Genomic DNA, 15,753 nt, shown 5'->3' with positions numbered 1-15,753 from the left:
AACTTCACAAAGCTTGTCCGCTTACAGGGCATCTCATGAAATCCTTTATGTATATCCTCCTCATTCACCAACACTTTCTCGAAGACAACGCTGCCGGGGGCTCGCGTTGGAATGAGATGGCGCGGATTTGGGTGGAGAACGGACATTCGGTAACGGTGATTGCGGGGGATGTACATTATATGAACGGGCGTGAAGGCAGTAAAGCACGAAAAGATTTTGAGATAAAAGTGAATGAGGATAACGTGCAGGTAATCCGTTGCAAATTATCCCGGCGTTATCATCGAGGCTTTTCCGGCAGGCTCCTGGCCTATTTTTCCTTCGCATTCAAGGCGGTATATGCGGGATTGCGTTTTGCGCATTCCAGATATGACTGGATCATTGTGACCTCGCCGCCGCTGTTCGTAGGGCTTCCGGGCGTGCTGCTTTCCAAATGGAGGCACGTTCCGCTGGTGCTGGAAATACGGGACCTTTGGCCCGAATCGGCGATTGAAACGGGCGTTTTAAAAAACAAGTGGCTGATAGGCTTGTCTTACAGATTCGAAAAATACCTTTATCGTCAGGCCCGGTGGATCAGTGTGCTGACGCCGGCGTTCCGGGAACGGCTCATTGGCCGGAACGGCGTCGATCCGTGCAAGATTGCCATCATTCCCAACGCGGCGGATTTCCGTTGGAGCAAAGCTGCGTTGCGTCGCGCATCTGAGAGCGGGTTGCGGGAAGAACTGGGCCTGAAAGGCAAATTTGTGGTTATCTACGTCGGTGCGCATGGTTTGGCGAATGATCTGATGCAACTCGTGGAAGCCGCCGCATTGCTTCGCGCTACCAATGCCCATTTCCTCCTGATCGGTGACGGGATGCAGAAGCGGATGTTAATTCAGGAAGCCGCTTCCAGGCAGTTGACTAATATTTCATTCCTCGATCCAGTGCCCAAGGAGCGCATATTCGACTACATTGTAATGGCCGATGCCGGTGTGGCGGTTTTGAAAAGAGCGGACATTTTCAAGACCATCTACAGCAATAAAACTTTTGACTACTTCTCCTGCAAAAAGCCGGTTTTAATGGTTATCGACGGTGTTTCGCGAGATTTGGTTGAACAGGCCCGGGCCGGCATGTTCGCGGAACCGGAAAATCCCGCCGACCTGGCACGAAAGGTCCTGATTTACATGAGCGACGAGGCACTTTTGCGCAGGCATGGAGAAAATGGCTACCGTTTCGTCCACGCTCGTTTTGATCGTGACAAGTTGGCGAGAGAATTTTTGAAATGTATTGAGAGTCAACTGGAAGTGACTGATAAAAGTGCAATTTTCGAAAGCAAAAAAGTGAACTGAAAGCGTCGCCGGCGGGTTTTCTAATAAATAGGAATCCAATGAGAAACGTAGCACATTTATTCCCTGAGTCGGTCAGGAACAGGGCTTATACATATTCTGAATACATGCATTTAATGGAAACGGTAGTCCTTGAAAACAGAACGACCGGTCCCAAACAATCCGAATCGCTGAGCCATTACACGAAGCTGAACCTCGCCCGGATGCAGCGCCTGAACAAGAAGGCGGAGATCCACGATTCGCTGAGGGAGGCCGCCGACCAGATCGATATCCCCCAGACCTGGTACATTCTCACGGAAGCGTGGTGTGGGGATGCTGCCCAGAATATTCCTACCATCGTTGCGGCATCGCTTTCGAACCCTTTGATTACCGCCAGACTACTGCTTCGCGACGAGAACCCGGAGCTAATGGATGCCTACCTGACCAATGGAGGCAGGTCTATACCGAAGCTGGTAGCTGTGGATAACGATTTTAACGAACTTTTTACCTGGGGACCGCGCCCGGCCGGTGCACAGGCCCTTTTGAAAGAGTACAAGGCTAACCCGGTGAAGTCTTACAGCGAGTTTTCGGAAGATATCCAACGCTGGTACATCGCCGATAAGACCGAGTCGATCCAGCGGGAATTGCAGGCGCTTTTAGAAGCAGTACCTATGGAGAAGTGAGTTTTTAAACCGTTTACTCTATATTTGTCATAGGGTAAACGTCATACCAACGAACAGGATTTTGTCAGAATACTTTAAAAATATATCCGACGGCATCAGCACCACTCTAACGGGTATGAAGCTGACGCTCCGACACCTCTGGAATGCGCGTAAAAGCCGTAAACCTGCCGATATCCGTTCGTCCGATTTCTACGATCGGCAGGATGGCATCGTAACGATCCAGTATCCGCTGGAAACCATCCCTATTCCGGATAATGGCAGGTATCGTCTGCACAACGAGATGGACGACTGCATCGTTTGCGACAAATGCGCGAAGGTGTGCCCGGTCGATTGCATCGATATCGAGCCGATCAAGGCGGTTGAGGACATTGGACGAGCTTCCGACGGCTCGCCGATCCGCTTGTATGCGGCGAAATTCGATATCGACATGGCCAAATGCTGTTATTGCGGCCTTTGCACGACGGTTTGCCCGACGGAATGTCTGACGATGACGAAGACATTCGATTACAGCGAACTGGATGTGCGGGATATGGTTTACAATTATTCCAACCTCACAGCCGAACAAGCCGACGAAAAACGTGCTTTGCTCGAACAATTCCAGAAAGAGAAGGAAGCGTTGAAAGCTGCCAAAGCCGCGGCACCAACGGCTGCCGCACCGGCAGGGGGCGCACCCGATACAGCCGCTCCGGCACGTCCGGTATTTAAGCCGACTATTAAACCAAAGCCGGCTGAAGAACCTGTTGTGGAAAATACGAATACGGAGTCGGGGGGAACCAGTTCGCAAACCGGTATTTAAACCGGTTATGAGGCCTAAGACGGCCGACGAAAAAGAAACGACGCCGGATACTGCGGAAAAACCGGCTGCCACGAAGCCGGCATTCAGGCCGACGTTAAAGCCGAAGGCTGCTACGGAGAATAATGTCGAAAAGCCTGCGGCGGACGTTCCCGCGGAGTCCGTTGATAAATCGGCCGCGAAACCAGCCTTCCACCCGACGATGAAACCGAAAGCCGTACCGGCGGGTAGCGCGGAGAAACCAGTTTCAGAAGTGCCCACCGAGGCGGGTGGAGGAGTTACTGAACCCGCGGAGAAGCCAGCGGCCGCCAAACCTACGTTCCGTCCGACGATGAAACCGAAAGCCGTTCCGGCGGAAAGCGCTGAGAAACCGGTTCCGGAAGTGCCCACCGAGGCGGGTGGAGGAGTTACTGAACCCGCGGAGAAGCCAGCGGCCGCCAAACCTGCATTCCGTCCGACGATGAAACCGAAATCCGTTCCGGCGGAAAACACGGAGAAACCGGTTTCGGAAGCGCCAACGGATTCAGCAGAAAAGATCGATGAGCCGGCGGAGAAGCCGACTGCCGTCAAACCTGCATTCCGGCCGACAATGAAACCTAAACCCAGGGAATAGGCGATTATGGAAGCAATTATATTTTACATATTTTCCGCATTGACGCTCGCAGCCGGCCTTTTTATCCTTTTTTCCAGAAACCTGATCTACGGGGCATTTGCATTGTTCGTTGCTTTCCTGGGCGTGGCTGCATTATATGTACTCGCGGGCGCAGATTTCCTGGCCGTTTCGCAGATCATGATTTACGTCGGCGGTATTCTCGTACTGCTGATATTCGGGATCATGCTGACTCAAAAGAAGGAAAAAAATGATGACCCGACCCGTCACAATCGTGTGGAAGTGCCGATAACGAGGCAGATTTGGGGCTTTTTGGTCGGTGCCGGCTTTTTTGGCTTGCTGGCTAACGTGATTCTTTCCTCCAATTTCAAAATGTCGGGCGAGCAGATGAGCACTAAATCGACCATCAGGACGATAGGGGTAGAATTGATGACCTCCCATTTGTTGCCTTTTGAAATAGCCGCTATTCTGTTGCTGGTTGCATTAGTCGGCGCTGCATACCTCGCATTAAACCGGAACCCGACGCCATGACAACTATTCCCATACAATATTACCTACTGGTTGCAGCCGCATTGTTTTGTATCGGCCTGGCGATTTCGGTCACCAAGCGGCATTTTATCGGTATGCTGCTTGGTATAGAGTTAATGCTCAATGCGGTTAATGTCAACCTGGTAGCATTCGGCCGGCATGATCCGGAACGCCTGAGCGGTCAGCTTTTTTGCGCTTTTTGTGATAGTCGTAGCGGCGGCGGAAGTAACTGTGGCGCTGGCGATTATCCTCAGGGTTTATGGCCGTTTCAAAACCGTCGATCCCGATAAGGTTAGCGAGTTGAAACAGTAGCACAACCGGAAGGAATCGTATAAATTCGCTTAAAAATCACCATCCTTCCGCATGAACTGGATTTTCCTGCTCTTTGCTTTTCTTATTGGCATCAGTAACGCCGTGCAATCCGGTGTGAATACGCAGCTGCGCGAGTCGATCAACAACCCCATTCTGGCGGCGATGACGTCGTTTTTTGTAGGGTTGGTGGTACTGAGTATTGCGTTCGCCTGTTTCAATCAGAACCCGGTCCCTTCCCTGGCGGACCTCAAACAGGTTTCGTGGACACGCTTTATGGGCGGTGTTTTAGGTGCATTTTACGTTATCACCGTCATCTTCATCGTTCGTAATATTGGCCCGGCCAATATGATGTGCCTGGTGATCGCGGGCCAGATGGTAACCGTGATGACGATAGATCATTTTGGTTTACAGGGTTTTGCAATACATCATATGAACCTTCCGCGCATTTTGGGAACGATCCTGCTGATCGGCGGTGTATACCTTATTCTCAAAAATTAGAATATAAAAAAAACAGCAACCCGTAAGTTGCTGTCCGGTCTGCGGCAGGGTCAGGGAATTTTGTTGAAAATAAACAGATCTACAAAGCTCCATTTATCATTTTCTTTCTTTCCGCGCTGAATGACAAGTTGGGTAGGGGAGCGCCTTTCGTAAATGATCCGCACCGACGCGTCGTCCTTTTCGAACAAAGCCTGATTCTTTTTGGCCTCTATGAACTTGTAGCGGTCGGCCACTTCTTTTTCTTCAAGCGAGATCATTCCAGGTTTGAAATGCTTCACCATCGCCACAGGGCCTTTTTCGGTCTGTTCGAATGCAAATAGTTCATACAGAGCGGGCTTGTCGTCCTTGATCATGCGGATAAAACCGACGATATTATTGCCTTTGGGGGCTGTCCAGGAGGCTTCGATAGGGCCGCCATTGTAGGTTCCGAGCCAGCGACCATCGAGGAACGCGATGTCGTCGAGTGTGCCCTGCGCCTGCGCAAAAGTAGCCGTCAGTACCAGCGCAAATGCCAGACAAGCCTTTTTAACTAACCGGAATGTGTTGAATTGGGTCATTGAGATTTAGGTTTGTGAATTTGAGGTGGCAAATTAATATAAATGCTATGAAATAAAATCAAGGTAATTGTCCTGGTTGATCAATTGAAAGCGGGCATCAGGGTAAGCGTTGGCAAATGCTACCGGTACTTTGACACGTTCGTCCTTCCATTTGAACTCAAACCCCGACAGGCTTCCATTCTCCATTTCGACCCAATCTATCTCTTGCTGGTCGTAAGTGCGCCAGAAGTAAAAATCTGCATGACGTTTGGCATAAGTGAGCATTTTGATCCTTTCGCTGACCAGGTAATTTTCCCAGAGTTCGCCGATGTCCGTCCGTAACGCGAGTGGACGGAGGTCGTTAATAATGGTGTTCCGGATGCCGTTATCGTGAAAATACCACCGGCTACTTTTTGTAATTTCTTTTCGAAGATTTTTACTGAAACCTCCGATTCTCCTCAAAATGAACACCTTTGAAAGCAGGTCAAGGTATTTTTCAACTGTATTTTTACTAATGTTCAATGCGGTGCCTAGTTCCTGCAATGATACTTCCTTTCCTACCTGGTAAGCTATAAGTCGGAGCAGGTCTTTTACTTTTTCGGCGTTGCGAACACCTTCGAATGAGAGAATATCCTTTAAAAGATAAGCATTGACAAGATCTTTGAGGTAAGCCTCTTTTTCTTTTAATGTACTGAGCTGGAATAGCTCGGGGTAACTTCCATAAATAATCCGCTCTTCCAGCCGTTGGCGGGTTTCCAGTGAATTTTCGAGTGGGGACAGTTCTTGTTGGGCGATCGGATACAGGTGATGAAAATAGGCCCTGCCCGTGAGAGGTTCTCCTGCCTGCTGTGCCAGATCGAACGTTGATGACCCGGTTGCAATAATCCTGAGCCCTTTGACATGATCGACGATCAGTTTCAGCTTTTTCCCGATATCCGGAATAGCTTGTGCTTCGTCGATGACAAGAAGCTCGTAATCAGAAAAAAGGCGTTGGTAGTTTGCGATGCTGGTTTGAGACAGCAAATTCCGGGCATCGATATCCTCTCCTTCTAATGTGAAAACCTTATAGGAGGTAGTTGCGATTATTTTTTGAACAAGAAACGTTTTTCCGACGCGCCTGGTGCCGGTTACGATGTTGACCTTGTTTGGCTTTAAATGATCAACAATTTGCTTATTTAAGGAACGCTCTATCTCCATTTAGCTAAATTTCGTCAATGTACTGACGCAATTTAGCTAAATTCAGTCAATATACTGACGCAATTTGTATATAGCTAAACAAAAAAGCCGGCTTGTTTTCAAACCGGCTTTCACTTTAATTTCTAAGATCAGTAAGCCCTTTCCAACTTACCTTCGTAAGAGTTGGTAAAGGCTTTGTTTACAACTTTATTGCCGCCCTGCGTAGGATAGTTACCGGTGAAATACCAGTCTCCCAGGTGGCCGGGGCATGCTTTATGCAGGTTTTCAACGGTCTGGAAAACTACCGCGAGCTCCGCATTCAACCCTTTCGGACGAATGATTTCGGCGATTTTTTGTGAAATTTCTTCGTCGCTGAAAGGCTCGTACAATGCTTTTACATAGTTGGTATGATACGGGTTCTTCGTCGCGAGCGCTGTAACGCTTTGCGTGTAAACGTCTTCCAGCATGTACTCCATATCGCGTTCTTCCAGCAATTTCAACACCGCACGATAAGCGACAAAATCCTTCATTCGGGACATATCGATACCATAGCAATCAGGGAAACGTATTTGCGGGGCTGAGGAAGCTACGACAATTTTCTTCGGTTTCAGACGATCGAGCATAGTAAGAATGCTCTTTTCAAGGGTGGTTCCGCGCACAATCGAGTCGTCGATAATCACAACGGTATCCACATTTTTGCGGACAACCTCGAAGGTAGTGTCGTACACGCTGGAAACCATGTCGTCGCGCAGGGCGTCGGCGGTGATGAAAGTGCGCGATTTCACATCTTTGGTAACCAACTTCTCGATCCGCGGACGGAATGAGAGTACTTTTTCAAGGTCGGCTTCAAAAAGAATGCCTTCCATAATGGCCTGCTTGCGCTTTTTGGCCAGATATTCTTCCAGACCTTCGATCATCCCGAGGAATGCCGTTTCGGCGGTATTCGGGATGTACGAGAAAATCGTATTTTCGAGATCGTAATTTACTTCTTTGAGGATTTGCGGAATCAGCAGTTTGCCGAGTTGCTTTCGCTCGTTATAAATGTCCGGATCAGTGCCGCGTGAGAAATAAATGCGTTCGAAACTGCATGAGCGTTTTTCGAGGCGCGGAAGGATCGGAAACTCGTTGTATTCGCCGTTCTTGTCGACAATAAGCGCTGAACCGGGCGTGATTTCGATGATTTGATCGTAATCCACATTGAACGCAGCCTTGATCGCCTGCTTTTCAGATGCGACCACAACCACCTCGTCGTCAGCATAGTAAAATGCCGGCCGGATACCAGCCGGGTCGCGGATTACGAACGACGCACCGTAGCCGGTGAGGCCGCACATCGCATAGCCGCCGTCGAAATCCCGGCATGAGCGGTACAATAAACGGGGCAGATCGATATTGTCTTCGATAACATCGGACAACGTTGGATTTTCGTAAATTCCCTTGAATCGTTCGAATACCCGCTGGTTTTCTTCATCCAGGAAATGTCCAATTTTTTCCATCACGGTTACGGTGTCGACTTTCTCTTTCGGATGCTGGCCCAGCGAAACCAGTTTGCCGAAGAGCTCATCCACATTGGTCATATTGAAGTTTCCGGCCATTACCAGGTTACGGCTCCGCCAGTTGCTTTGACGCAGCATCGGGTGGCAGTTTTCGACTTCATTGGAACCATGCGTGCCGTAGCGGAGATGTCCCAGCCATACCTCGCCCGTAAATGCCAGATTTTCCTGCAACCATTTTGCGTCGTTGGCGTGGTCTCTGTTGTTTTTAAGACCCTTCCGGAATTTTTTGTGGATTTTGGAGAAAATATCCGTAAGTGGCTGAGGTTCTACGGATCTGTATCGGCTGATATATCGTTTCCCGGGCGGGACGTCGATCTTGATATTGGCTACCCCGGCTCCGTCCTGGCCCCGGTTGACCTGTTTTTCCATCATGACCGAAAGCTTGTGGACAGCATACAGCGGCGTTTCGTACTTGTCGATGTAGTATTGATAAGGCTTTCGAAGACGGATAAGTGCTATACCGCACTCGTGCTTAATGGCGTCGCTCATAAGAAGAGTAATGCTTTTAGAGATATTGGTGTTTGCTGCAATGCAAAGCGTATTCCCTGGATATTAGCCTAACGAATTTCTATTCCCGTTTAGTTCGTTATTTCTTACAAAGGTACAAATCCTCCGGCTTAAAAAACTTCAAAAATGTTCAAATTTTAGTGTGCTTTCTGCCGGTTTAAACCGGCGGTATCGGATTGGCCGTTGTTACCGGCATAGGCATACCGCCTATCACCTTGCCGGCTGTCTAACAGCCGGATCAACAGTTAGAGATTCACTATAAAAGGAAGATAACTATTTTTGATCAAATCGATATTAAAATTTTTCATGCTTTATAAAACCCGCGGCATTGCGCTGAGCTACATCCGGTACAAGGAGTCTTCGATCATCGCGAAGATTTACACGGAAGCCTTTGGTATACAGACCTATATCGTTAACGGCGTCCGAAGCAGCAAGTCGAAAACCAACCGGATCGCGTTTTTCCAGCCACTTACATTGCTGGATATGGTGGTATACCATAAAAGCAAGGAGGATACGATCCACCGCATTTCCGAGATCAAGTGCTATGCCCCGTTCTTCTCGATTCCCTATGATGTAATAAAATCGGGCCTGGCGCTTTTTATGACCGAAATGCTCGGTAAAACTTTGCGAGAGGAAGAGAACAACGAGCCGCTGTTCCATTTTATAGAGCAATCGGTGCTGTATCTCGATGAGGCGGAGACCGGTTTCGAAAACTTCCATATCCAGTTTCTGATGCAGTTGGCGCATTTCCTGGGCTTTGGCGTAGAAACGGTCGAAGACCTTGAAGGTGAGCTGAAAGATAACCACTATCCGCATCAGCCCGACGCGCAGGAGCACACGGCCACAGCCAAAATGCTGGAAAACGGCTACGGATTGTCCATTCCGCTGGACAGGACGCGGCGGATAAGCATTTTGGAAAAGATGATTTTCTTTTACAAAATCCACATGGACGCCCTGGGGGAGATCAGGTCGCTCGACGTTTTGCGGGAAGTTTTGCGCTGAAAATTGATTTGCGTCGAAATTGGCATAATTTTGATAACGTATATGGTAGTCCCATTTAAACAGAATGCAATGAAACATATACTGACAACCGCCTTTTTACTCATTTCTTTTCTGACATTCGCCCAGGAGCGCCTGCCGCAGGTACCCAAAGGTGCATGGAAATCGCAGGAGCCCACCGGCAGCACTTCTACGCTTATTGTGGCTGATAATTACCTGGTGATCGCCTCTTATAGTGTCGGTAACAAGTATTTCGAACGAACCGAAGGCGGCCCATTCATGATGAACGGCGACAAGATGACTTACACGCCCGAATTCAATTCGGCCGACACGGCGAAAATCGGCATTCCCATTGAATTTACGGTGACAGTGAAAGACGATGTCCTCACATTGCGTTACGACGAAGCGATGGTCTGGATGCGTATCGACGACGCGATGAATGAGCCTATGGCCGGCGCATGGCACATTACCGAGCGCGACAACGGGCAGGGTGAATTAGTGAAAATACACCAGACAGGCACCCGCAAAACGCTTAAACTGCTTTCAAAAACCCGGTTTCAGTGGTTCGCGATCGATCCGGCCGTGAAGGGATTCTACGCGACCGGGGGCGGGACCTACACGGCCAAAGACGGCAAATACACGGAAAATATTCAGTTTTTTTCCAAAGACAATAACCGTGTCGGTGCCTCTCTAACGTTCAATTTCAAGCTCGACAACGGTCGCTGGGATCATAGCGGCAAGAGTAGCGACGGCAAGCCTATCCATGAGATCTGGGAAAAAATTCCGTGATAATCAGTCGGTCACCTCGGCGTCTTTCAGAATGTAGTTAAGGTGATCGACGTCGCTCGCATTGAGCAACAGTTTTCCCCGGACTGTTCTTACCTCGTCCGTGCGGAAGTGTTGTTTCCTCTTCCGGAATTGCAACTCGATAATCGATTCGGGGCCCGCACCGCCGCAAAAGAAGCAGGCGGCCATCGGTTTTGCGGAAATCACATAAATATTGTCGTTTTCATCTACCGGAATCATATAGCCGCGGATGCTGATCTCTTTCCCCTGCAACGCATTCACCGACGGCCCGAAAGTGGGGTAGAGAAAATACATGCTCAATTCTTTGTTCAGTTTCCGCGTGAATTGCACGTCGGCTAACCGCTTCCAGTTGACTTGTATAGGCGCGGTCGTGAATGCACAGAGGGAAACCAGCAGGATTACAAACGCCCTCATTTTTGATCCCGGTCCAGTTTGGTAATTACGTCCCTCAATTCGATAATGGCTTCCTTCGACTGCCGTTGATAATCCAGCATCGATTCGTCGGTCATGGACGGGGCCGCTTTGTGCGTATGCGCGCCGTGTGTGTGATCGTGCGCATGCGCGAAGCCCGGCACTTCGATCAGATTTTCTTCCCAAACTTCGATCAGATTTTTCAAACTGTCGATTCGTGTTTTTTGCGCGGCGCTTTTTGCTTGTGAGGACAAGTTTTCCAGCTTTTGTTCGAGCTGGACAGAAATTTTCATGGCTTCAAGATGCAGACGGTTGGCCTCGATCAGCTCGGGACTTTTTTCATTTCCTTTTGAGCACGACAGAACTGCCGCGGCGAGGATTAGTATCGAAAATAGGTAGGCTGGACTCATATTGATGGAACTTCATTAAATGCAACAATGTTGCAAAAATGAACCTAATATTTTTAACAAGCAATAGTGCTGTCTATTTCTTCGGGTTATGCGAAGTTTTTACTCCCTCTCTTTGAGCATGGTGATCACCTTTCTGCACGTCGCCTGCTGCCTTGTGCCATTGCTTTCCCTGGCGTCCCTGCCGGTGTTTGACACGTTTCTGACAGGGCATCAGCGAATATTTACCATTCTGCAATGGACCATATTTTTTGGTTTAACCGGCAGGTTGTTCGCTTTTTACTATTGGAATAAAAGCTTTCACGGCAGGATGGAAGCATTGTCTTATCTGGCAGGCTGGATGATTACCTTGTCGGGGCTGGTTATCAACCGGTGGGAGCCATTTAAGACGGAACGCCAGGTTTTAGCGGAGCAGCAGTTCGAGAGACTCAGGTCCCAGCGTCAACTTCGCATTGATCTGACCGGCGGGTATAACGAGGAAACGTTGATAGCCGATCTGCATCGGATCGACGGCGTTCGCAAAGAAAGCATCAGCCTGGAAGCAAACGAATTAACGCTCTCGTATCATAAGGATAAGGTGTCCGCAGGTGAAATTCTCGAGTTATTGAAGCGGAAAGGATATGTGAAGTGACCGTTTAAGTATATGGGAGCTATTTAGATTTATTCAAAATAATTTTCACAAACATTTGAATCATTCTAAATAGGTAATATATTTGCCTCAGTTTTAACGGCAATGTGAATGAGCGCTTTTACTGTTAGTGATTACAATGTGGGGCCGGAACAAGGGTGTTTTTGGCTGAAAAGCTTCGAGGACAGCACGGAATGTGTATTCAAGAAGTGCTGCGAGAAATACAAGAAGAAGGGCAAGCATTGTAAAAAGTGTCCCAAGAAGTAACATTGCTGCTACTCAACTTGACTAGTAATACAGTTCATGGTGAATAATTGTAAGAGAGGGAGTGCCACCTGAGCGTTCCCTTTTCTATGCTGGAGACATTTCAGATCTTCCTTTTCAGTTCGAAGTTTTGTCCCAGATAAACGCGCCGCACCACTTCATCTTCCGCCAGTTCCTCTGCCGTTCCCTGTTTCAGTATTTTTCCTTCGAACAGCAGATAGGCGCGGTCGGTGATGGAGAGCGTTTCGTTTACGTTGTGGTCGGTAATAAGGATGCCGATATTCTTGTGTTTGAGCTTCGCGACAATGCTCTGGATATCCTCCACGGCGATGGGGTCTACCCCCGCGAAAGGCTCGTCGAGCAAAATAAACTTCGGATCGACGGCCAGTGACCTCGCTATTTCGGTCCGGCGGCGCTCGCCGCCCGAGAGTACCATTCCTTTGCTTTTACGGACGTGTCCAAGGTGAAATTCCTCGATCAGCTCTTCCACCTTTCGTTTCTGGTCGGCGTGGGAGAGATCGGTCATTTCGAGGACAGCCTTGATGTTCTCTTCCACCGTTAATGTCCTGAAAACCGAAGCTTCCTGCGCAAGATAGCCCAGCCCGAGACGCGCACGCTTGTACATGGGCAAGTTGGTAATGTCCTTGTCGTCGAGGTATACTTTGCCGCTATTCGGTTTTACCAGGCCTACCGCCATATAAAATGAAGTCGTCTTTCCCGCGCCGTTCGGCCCGAGCAGCCCTACGATCTCACCCTGCTCGACCTGGTAGCTCACATTATTATTAACAAGACGAACCCCGTATTTCTTAACAAGGTTTTCAGTTCTTAGTATCATTGTTCGTTTAAGTTCTTCCTCAATGCAGTTTGATGTCTTTCAACGACAGCTGCAAGGTTTTCTTGTCACGGAAGTTGTTCTCTTCAAGGCAATAGCAGATCGAAAACGGCCTTCCATTGACAATGTCGGGATAAAAATGCCCCATTCCGAAGCCAACAGCCGTGAAGATCGCCGAATTGTTTTGCCTTACTTCAAATTTGATATGCTTTTCCTTCATCAGGGTAGGGCGGCCTACCAGTGTTATATTTCTCGACTCGAATACCGGCATCATGTTTCCCGGCCCGAACGGGCCCATCTGACGAAGGATATTGTAAAATTTCGGTGTAATTGTTTCCAGGTCGAGCAGCATATCGACGTTGATCATCGGTACGAGCTGGTCAGGCTGGATTCGGCTGCTCACAATTTCGTTGAACCGGTTCCGGAACGCTTCTACATTATCCAGGGGCAGTGTCAGCCCTGCTGCGAAGGTATGCCCGCCATATTGTTCCAGGAGGTCGGCGCATTCTTCGATGGCTTCGTACACGTCGAAACCCGGCACCGATCGCGCCGACCCGGCAGCTTTTCCGTGCGATTGCGTCAGAATGATCGTCGGACGGTGGTATTTTTCGATACAACGGCTCGCCACGATGCCGATTACGCCTTTATGCCAGTCTTCCTTATATAATACGGTACTTTTTGCATTGGAAAACCATTCGTCGTTTTCAATCATGAAAAGCGCCTGTTCGGTGATGCTCGAATCGAAATTGCGACGTTCGCTATTGTGCCTGTTGATCTCTTCGGCAAATTCCATTGCCTCTTCCTCGATTTCCGAAAGTAGCAGTCTTACGGCTTCCTTTGCATGTTTGACGCGTCCGGCCGCATTGATTCTGGGCCCGAGCCCGAAAACAACATTGGTAATATCCAGTGCACCGTTAATGCCTGAGATTTGTATCAATGCTTTAATGCCGGTCCTTGGTTGGGTATTGAGCCTTTGCAAGCCGTAGAATGCTAAAACACGGTTTTCGCCCGTAATGGGGACGATGTCGGAAGCAATGCTGACAACCAGCAAATCCAGGTAATCGTAAAGCGTTCCGGGATCGAGCCCTCGCCGGACACAAAATGCCTGCAAAAGCTTGAAGCCCACGCCGCAGCCGGTGAGCTCCTTGTAAGGGTATAAGCAGTCGTCCCGCTTGGGGTCGAGTACCGCTACTGCCGGCGGAAGCTCGTCGCCGGGGCGGTGGTGGTCGCAGATAATGAAGTCGATCCCTTTTTCGGCGGCGGCGGTAACCTTGTCCACCGATTTTACGCCACAGTCGAGGGTTACTATTAATGTAAAGCCATTGGCCGCCGCCCATTCGATACCTTGCCAGGAAACACCGTAGCCCTCTTCATAGCGATCGGGAATGTAATAGTCCAGATTTGGGTAAATCCTCTTCAGAAAACCATAGAACAATGCCACGGAAGTGGTACCGTCTACGTCATAATCCCCGTAAACCAGTATTTTCTCATTGGAATCGATAGCCTCGATCAAGCGCTCAACGGCTTTCTCCATATCCGCCATTAGGAACGGGTCATGTAAATGCCTGATCTCCGGGCGGAAAAAATCGCGTGACTGATCAAAATCGAGAATGCCGCGCTGCACCAAAAGCGTGGCCAGGGAGGGGCTTACTTTCAGGGCCTCGGCAAGTCTCTGTGCAACCTGTTCTTGTTCAGAGGTGAAGGGAGGGTGGTGTATCCAGCGCTTTTCAATCATAAAGCAAAGATAATCGGATTCGGGAATGCTTGCAGCCAAAATGTGCAATCGGGTGATCGATCGGGAAAAGCTAACCGAAAGGTCTTATCTTTGCAAACTATTAACATCTTTTAAGCCCATGCCACGTCTTCTGGCGATCGATTACGGTGCCAAACGCAGCGGAATAGCCGTTACGGACCCGTTGAAAATTATTGCGACCGCGCTCGATACGGTCCCCACTCATCAACTGACCGATTTTCTCAAAAAGTATATGTCGGGCGAGCAGGTGGAAGCATTCGTGGTTGGAATGCCAAAAAAACTGGACAATACCGACAGCGAGAATGCCGCAAGGGTTTCTGCATTCGTAAAAACGCTGCAAAAGACATTCCCCGAAATCCCGGTGCATTTGCACGATGAGCGCTTTACATCGTCCATGGCGCTGCAATCGATGATCGCTGCCGGGTCAAAAAAAAGCGACCGGCGTGATAAAGGCAACATCGATAAGGTAAGCGCCACAATCATTCTGCAGTCCTTTATGGAAAGCGGAAGGTAGAACTTGTAAGTAGTACATATTATATAGGAAGTAAAAGTTGTAATAAGCATGATTTATCCAATAGTTGCATACGGTGACCCGATCCTGAGAAAGCCCACCCGTTTTATCGAAAAAGATGAACTGGACCTGAAGAAACTTTCGGAGGATATGTTCGAAACCATGCACGGTGCTAACGGCGTGGGCCTCGCCGCTCCGCAGATCGGTCTGAACATCCGTATTTTCGTAGTGGACGCTACGCCGTTCGCCGAAAAGGATGAAGACGATGACGACGAGCCGGATTTGTCATTGGCGGATTTCAAAAAGACATTCATTAACCCCGAAATACTGGAAGAAACCGGCGAGGAATGGGCGTTCGAAGAAGGTTGCCTGAGTATTCCGGGCATCCGGGGCGACGTGTACCGCCCCGAGACGCTGCGTATCCGTTACCGCGACCTCGACTGGAACGAGCATGAAGAAACCTATTCAGGTATGGCCGCCCGCATCATCCAGCACGAATACGACCATTTGCTGGGAAAGCTCTTCGTGGATTATTTGCCGACGCTCAAAAAACAGTTCATTAAGAAGAAACTGACTGATATTTCCAGGGGAAATGTGGATGCCGATTACCGCATGCGTTTTCCGAACCGCCGATAGGCTTTAAA

At 49.1% G+C, this 15,753-nt stretch carries 18 protein-coding genes and 1 pseudogene; 12 read left to right on the top strand and 7 right to left on the bottom strand.

Features of this window, described 5'->3' with window-relative positions; translation table 11 throughout:
* Nucleotides 1–35: 35 nt before the first annotated feature.
* The 7 genes and pseudogenes from ABV298_RS12725 to ABV298_RS12695 all read left to right on the top strand — a co-directional run bounded on the left by ABV298_RS12725 (nt 36) and on the right by ABV298_RS12695 (nt 4,725).
* Complete coding sequence (locus ABV298_RS12725) at nt 36–1,325, top strand: glycosyltransferase family 4 protein (RefSeq protein WP_353722471.1); 1,290 nt, start codon at nt 36–38, stop codon at nt 1,323–1,325.
* A 38-nt stretch (nt 1,326–1,363) separates the two neighbouring features.
* A complete protein-coding gene (locus tag ABV298_RS12720) occupies nt 1,364–1,984 on the top strand; it encodes a thioredoxin family protein (RefSeq protein ID WP_353722470.1) in 621 nt (206 codons plus the stop codon).
* Between the two features lie 61 nt (nt 1,985–2,045).
* Nucleotides 2,046–2,780 carry a 4Fe-4S binding protein gene (locus tag ABV298_RS12715; RefSeq protein WP_353722469.1) on the top strand — a complete coding sequence of 245 codons (735 nt, stop codon included), beginning with the start codon at nt 2,046–2,048 and terminating at the stop codon, nt 2,778–2,780.
* Between the two features lie 7 nt (nt 2,781–2,787).
* The gene (locus tag ABV298_RS12710) at nt 2,788–3,390 is read left to right on the top strand and encodes a hypothetical protein (protein ID WP_353722468.1); all 603 of its coding nucleotides are present in this window, start codon (nt 2,788–2,790) and stop codon (nt 3,388–3,390) included.
* A gap of 6 nt (nt 3,391–3,396) precedes the next feature.
* Nucleotides 3,397–3,918 (top strand): NADH-quinone oxidoreductase subunit J, encoded by a 522-nt coding sequence (locus tag ABV298_RS12705; RefSeq protein ID WP_353722467.1) that lies wholly within the window; start codon nt 3,397–3,399, stop codon nt 3,916–3,918.
* Nucleotides 3,915–4,227, top strand: a pseudogene (gene nuoK, locus ABV298_RS12700) (NADH-quinone oxidoreductase subunit NuoK). The gene ABV298_RS12705 and the pseudogene nuoK overlap by 4 nt, the downstream one beginning before the upstream one ends.
* Nucleotides 4,228–4,278: 51 nt before the next feature.
* Nucleotides 4,279–4,725 carry a DMT family transporter gene (locus ABV298_RS12695; RefSeq protein ID WP_353722466.1) on the top strand — a complete coding sequence of 149 codons (447 nt, stop codon included), beginning with the start codon at nt 4,279–4,281 and terminating at the stop codon, nt 4,723–4,725.
* Nucleotides 4,726–4,775: 50 nt separating this feature from the next.
* Here the strand turns inward: ABV298_RS12695 and ABV298_RS12690 are convergent, their stop codons facing one another.
* The 3 genes from ABV298_RS12690 to ABV298_RS12680 all read right to left on the bottom strand — a co-directional run bounded on the left by ABV298_RS12690 (nt 4,776) and on the right by ABV298_RS12680 (nt 8,479).
* The gene (locus tag ABV298_RS12690) at nt 4,776–5,282 is read right to left on the bottom strand and encodes a DUF6265 family protein (protein WP_353722465.1); all 507 of its coding nucleotides are present in this window, start codon (nt 5,280–5,282) and stop codon (nt 4,776–4,778) included.
* A 45-nt stretch (nt 5,283–5,327) separates the two neighbouring features.
* Entirely contained in the window at nt 5,328–6,458 is a 1,131-nt protein-coding gene (locus ABV298_RS12685; RefSeq protein ID WP_353722464.1) for an AAA family ATPase, read from the bottom strand.
* Nucleotides 6,459–6,586: 128 nt separating this feature from the next.
* A complete protein-coding gene (locus tag ABV298_RS12680; protein ID WP_353722463.1) occupies nt 6,587–8,479 on the bottom strand; it encodes an amidophosphoribosyltransferase in 1,893 nt (630 codons plus the stop codon).
* A gap of 324 nt (nt 8,480–8,803) precedes the next feature.
* On the opposite strand from ABV298_RS12680, the gene recO reads away from it, so the two are divergent.
* Together recO and ABV298_RS12670 are read left to right on the top strand one after the other, a co-directional pair.
* Entirely contained in the window at nt 8,804–9,499 is a 696-nt protein-coding gene (gene recO / locus ABV298_RS12675; protein ID WP_353722462.1) for a DNA repair protein RecO, read from the top strand.
* Nucleotides 9,500–9,568: 69 nt separating this feature from the next.
* Nucleotides 9,569–10,285 (top strand): hypothetical protein, encoded by a 717-nt coding sequence (locus ABV298_RS12670; RefSeq protein ID WP_353722461.1) that lies wholly within the window; start codon nt 9,569–9,571, stop codon nt 10,283–10,285.
* A gap of 3 nt (nt 10,286–10,288) precedes the next feature.
* On the opposite strand, the gene ABV298_RS12665 is transcribed toward ABV298_RS12670, so the two are convergent.
* Together ABV298_RS12665 and ABV298_RS12660 are read right to left on the bottom strand one after the other, a co-directional pair.
* Nucleotides 10,289–10,717 (bottom strand): DUF3299 domain-containing protein, encoded by a 429-nt coding sequence (locus tag ABV298_RS12665; protein ID WP_353722460.1) that lies wholly within the window; start codon nt 10,715–10,717, stop codon nt 10,289–10,291.
* Nucleotides 10,714–11,124, bottom strand: a complete 411-nt coding sequence (locus ABV298_RS12660) for a hypothetical protein (RefSeq protein WP_353722459.1) — start codon at nt 11,122–11,124, stop codon at nt 10,714–10,716. The genes ABV298_RS12665 and ABV298_RS12660 overlap by 4 nt, the downstream gene beginning before the upstream one ends.
* An 88-nt stretch (nt 11,125–11,212) precedes the next feature.
* Here ABV298_RS12660 and ABV298_RS12655 point away from each other — a divergent pair, with 88 nt between their 5' ends.
* Entirely contained in the window at nt 11,213–11,752 is a 540-nt protein-coding gene (locus ABV298_RS12655) for a copper chaperone (protein WP_353722458.1), read from the top strand.
* A 364-nt stretch (nt 11,753–12,116) separates the two neighbouring features.
* On the opposite strand, the gene lptB is transcribed toward ABV298_RS12655, so the two are convergent.
* Nucleotides 12,117–12,848: an LPS export ABC transporter ATP-binding protein gene (gene lptB / locus ABV298_RS12650; protein ID WP_353722457.1), complete on the bottom strand. Its 732-nt coding sequence runs from the start codon at nt 12,846–12,848 to the stop codon at nt 12,117–12,119.
* A gap of 19 nt (nt 12,849–12,867) precedes the next feature.
* On the bottom strand, nt 12,868–14,580 hold the full coding sequence (recJ, locus tag ABV298_RS12645; RefSeq protein ID WP_353722456.1) for a single-stranded-DNA-specific exonuclease RecJ: 1,713 nt from the start codon (nt 14,578–14,580) through the stop codon (nt 12,868–12,870).
* Between the two features lie 118 nt (nt 14,581–14,698).
* Between recJ and ruvX the strand changes: the two genes are divergently transcribed.
* Together ruvX and def are read left to right on the top strand one after the other, a co-directional pair.
* Entirely contained in the window at nt 14,699–15,112 is a 414-nt protein-coding gene (ruvX, locus tag ABV298_RS12640; RefSeq protein WP_353722455.1) for a Holliday junction resolvase RuvX, read from the top strand.
* Between the two features lie 48 nt (nt 15,113–15,160).
* The gene (def, locus tag ABV298_RS12635; RefSeq protein ID WP_353722454.1) at nt 15,161–15,745 is read left to right on the top strand and encodes a peptide deformylase; all 585 of its coding nucleotides are present in this window, start codon (nt 15,161–15,163) and stop codon (nt 15,743–15,745) included.
* Nucleotides 15,746–15,753 lie beyond the last annotated feature (8 nt).

The sequence above is a fragment of the Dyadobacter sp. 676 genome, from assembly GCF_040448675.1.
Lineage (GTDB): Bacteria > Bacteroidota > Bacteroidia > Cytophagales > Spirosomataceae > Dyadobacter.
The sequence above is the reverse complement of the archived record's forward strand: the minus strand, read 5'-3'. Positions and strand labels throughout refer to the sequence as shown.

Coding starts and splice junctions, on each gene's coding strand:
- ABV298_RS12725 (WP_353722471.1), top strand. CDS start 36: ATGAAATCCTTTATGTATATCCTCCTCATTCACCAACACTTTCTCGAA.
- ABV298_RS12720 (WP_353722470.1), top strand. CDS start 1,364: ATGAGAAACGTAGCACATTTATTCCCTGAGTCGGTCAGGAACAGGGCT.
- ABV298_RS12710 (WP_353722468.1), top strand. CDS start 2,788: ATGAGGCCTAAGACGGCCGACGAAAAAGAAACGACGCCGGATACTGCG.
- ABV298_RS12705 (WP_353722467.1), top strand. CDS start 3,397: ATGGAAGCAATTATATTTTACATATTTTCCGCATTGACGCTCGCAGCC.
- ABV298_RS12695 (WP_353722466.1), top strand. CDS start 4,279: ATGAACTGGATTTTCCTGCTCTTTGCTTTTCTTATTGGCATCAGTAAC.
- ABV298_RS12690 (WP_353722465.1), bottom strand. CDS start 5,282: ATGACCCAATTCAACACATTCCGGTTAGTTAAAAAGGCTTGTCTGGCA.
- ABV298_RS12685 (WP_353722464.1), bottom strand. CDS start 6,458: ATGGAGATAGAGCGTTCCTTAAATAAGCAAATTGTTGATCATTTAAAG.
- ABV298_RS12680 (WP_353722463.1), bottom strand. CDS start 8,479: ATGAGCGACGCCATTAAGCACGAGTGCGGTATAGCACTTATCCGTCTT.
- recO (WP_353722462.1), top strand. CDS start 8,804: ATGCTTTATAAAACCCGCGGCATTGCGCTGAGCTACATCCGGTACAAG.
- ABV298_RS12670 (WP_353722461.1), top strand. CDS start 9,569: ATGAAACATATACTGACAACCGCCTTTTTACTCATTTCTTTTCTGACA.
- ABV298_RS12665 (WP_353722460.1), bottom strand. CDS start 10,717: ATGAGGGCGTTTGTAATCCTGCTGGTTTCCCTCTGTGCATTCACGACC.
- ABV298_RS12660 (WP_353722459.1), bottom strand. CDS start 11,124: ATGAGTCCAGCCTACCTATTTTCGATACTAATCCTCGCCGCGGCAGTT.
- ABV298_RS12655 (WP_353722458.1), top strand. CDS start 11,213: ATGCGAAGTTTTTACTCCCTCTCTTTGAGCATGGTGATCACCTTTCTG.
- lptB (WP_353722457.1), bottom strand. CDS start 12,848: ATGATACTAAGAACTGAAAACCTTGTTAAGAAATACGGGGTTCGTCTT.
- recJ (WP_353722456.1), bottom strand. CDS start 14,580: ATGATTGAAAAGCGCTGGATACACCACCCTCCCTTCACCTCTGAACAA.
- ruvX (WP_353722455.1), top strand. CDS start 14,699: ATGCCACGTCTTCTGGCGATCGATTACGGTGCCAAACGCAGCGGAATA.
- def (WP_353722454.1), top strand. CDS start 15,161: ATGATTTATCCAATAGTTGCATACGGTGACCCGATCCTGAGAAAGCCC.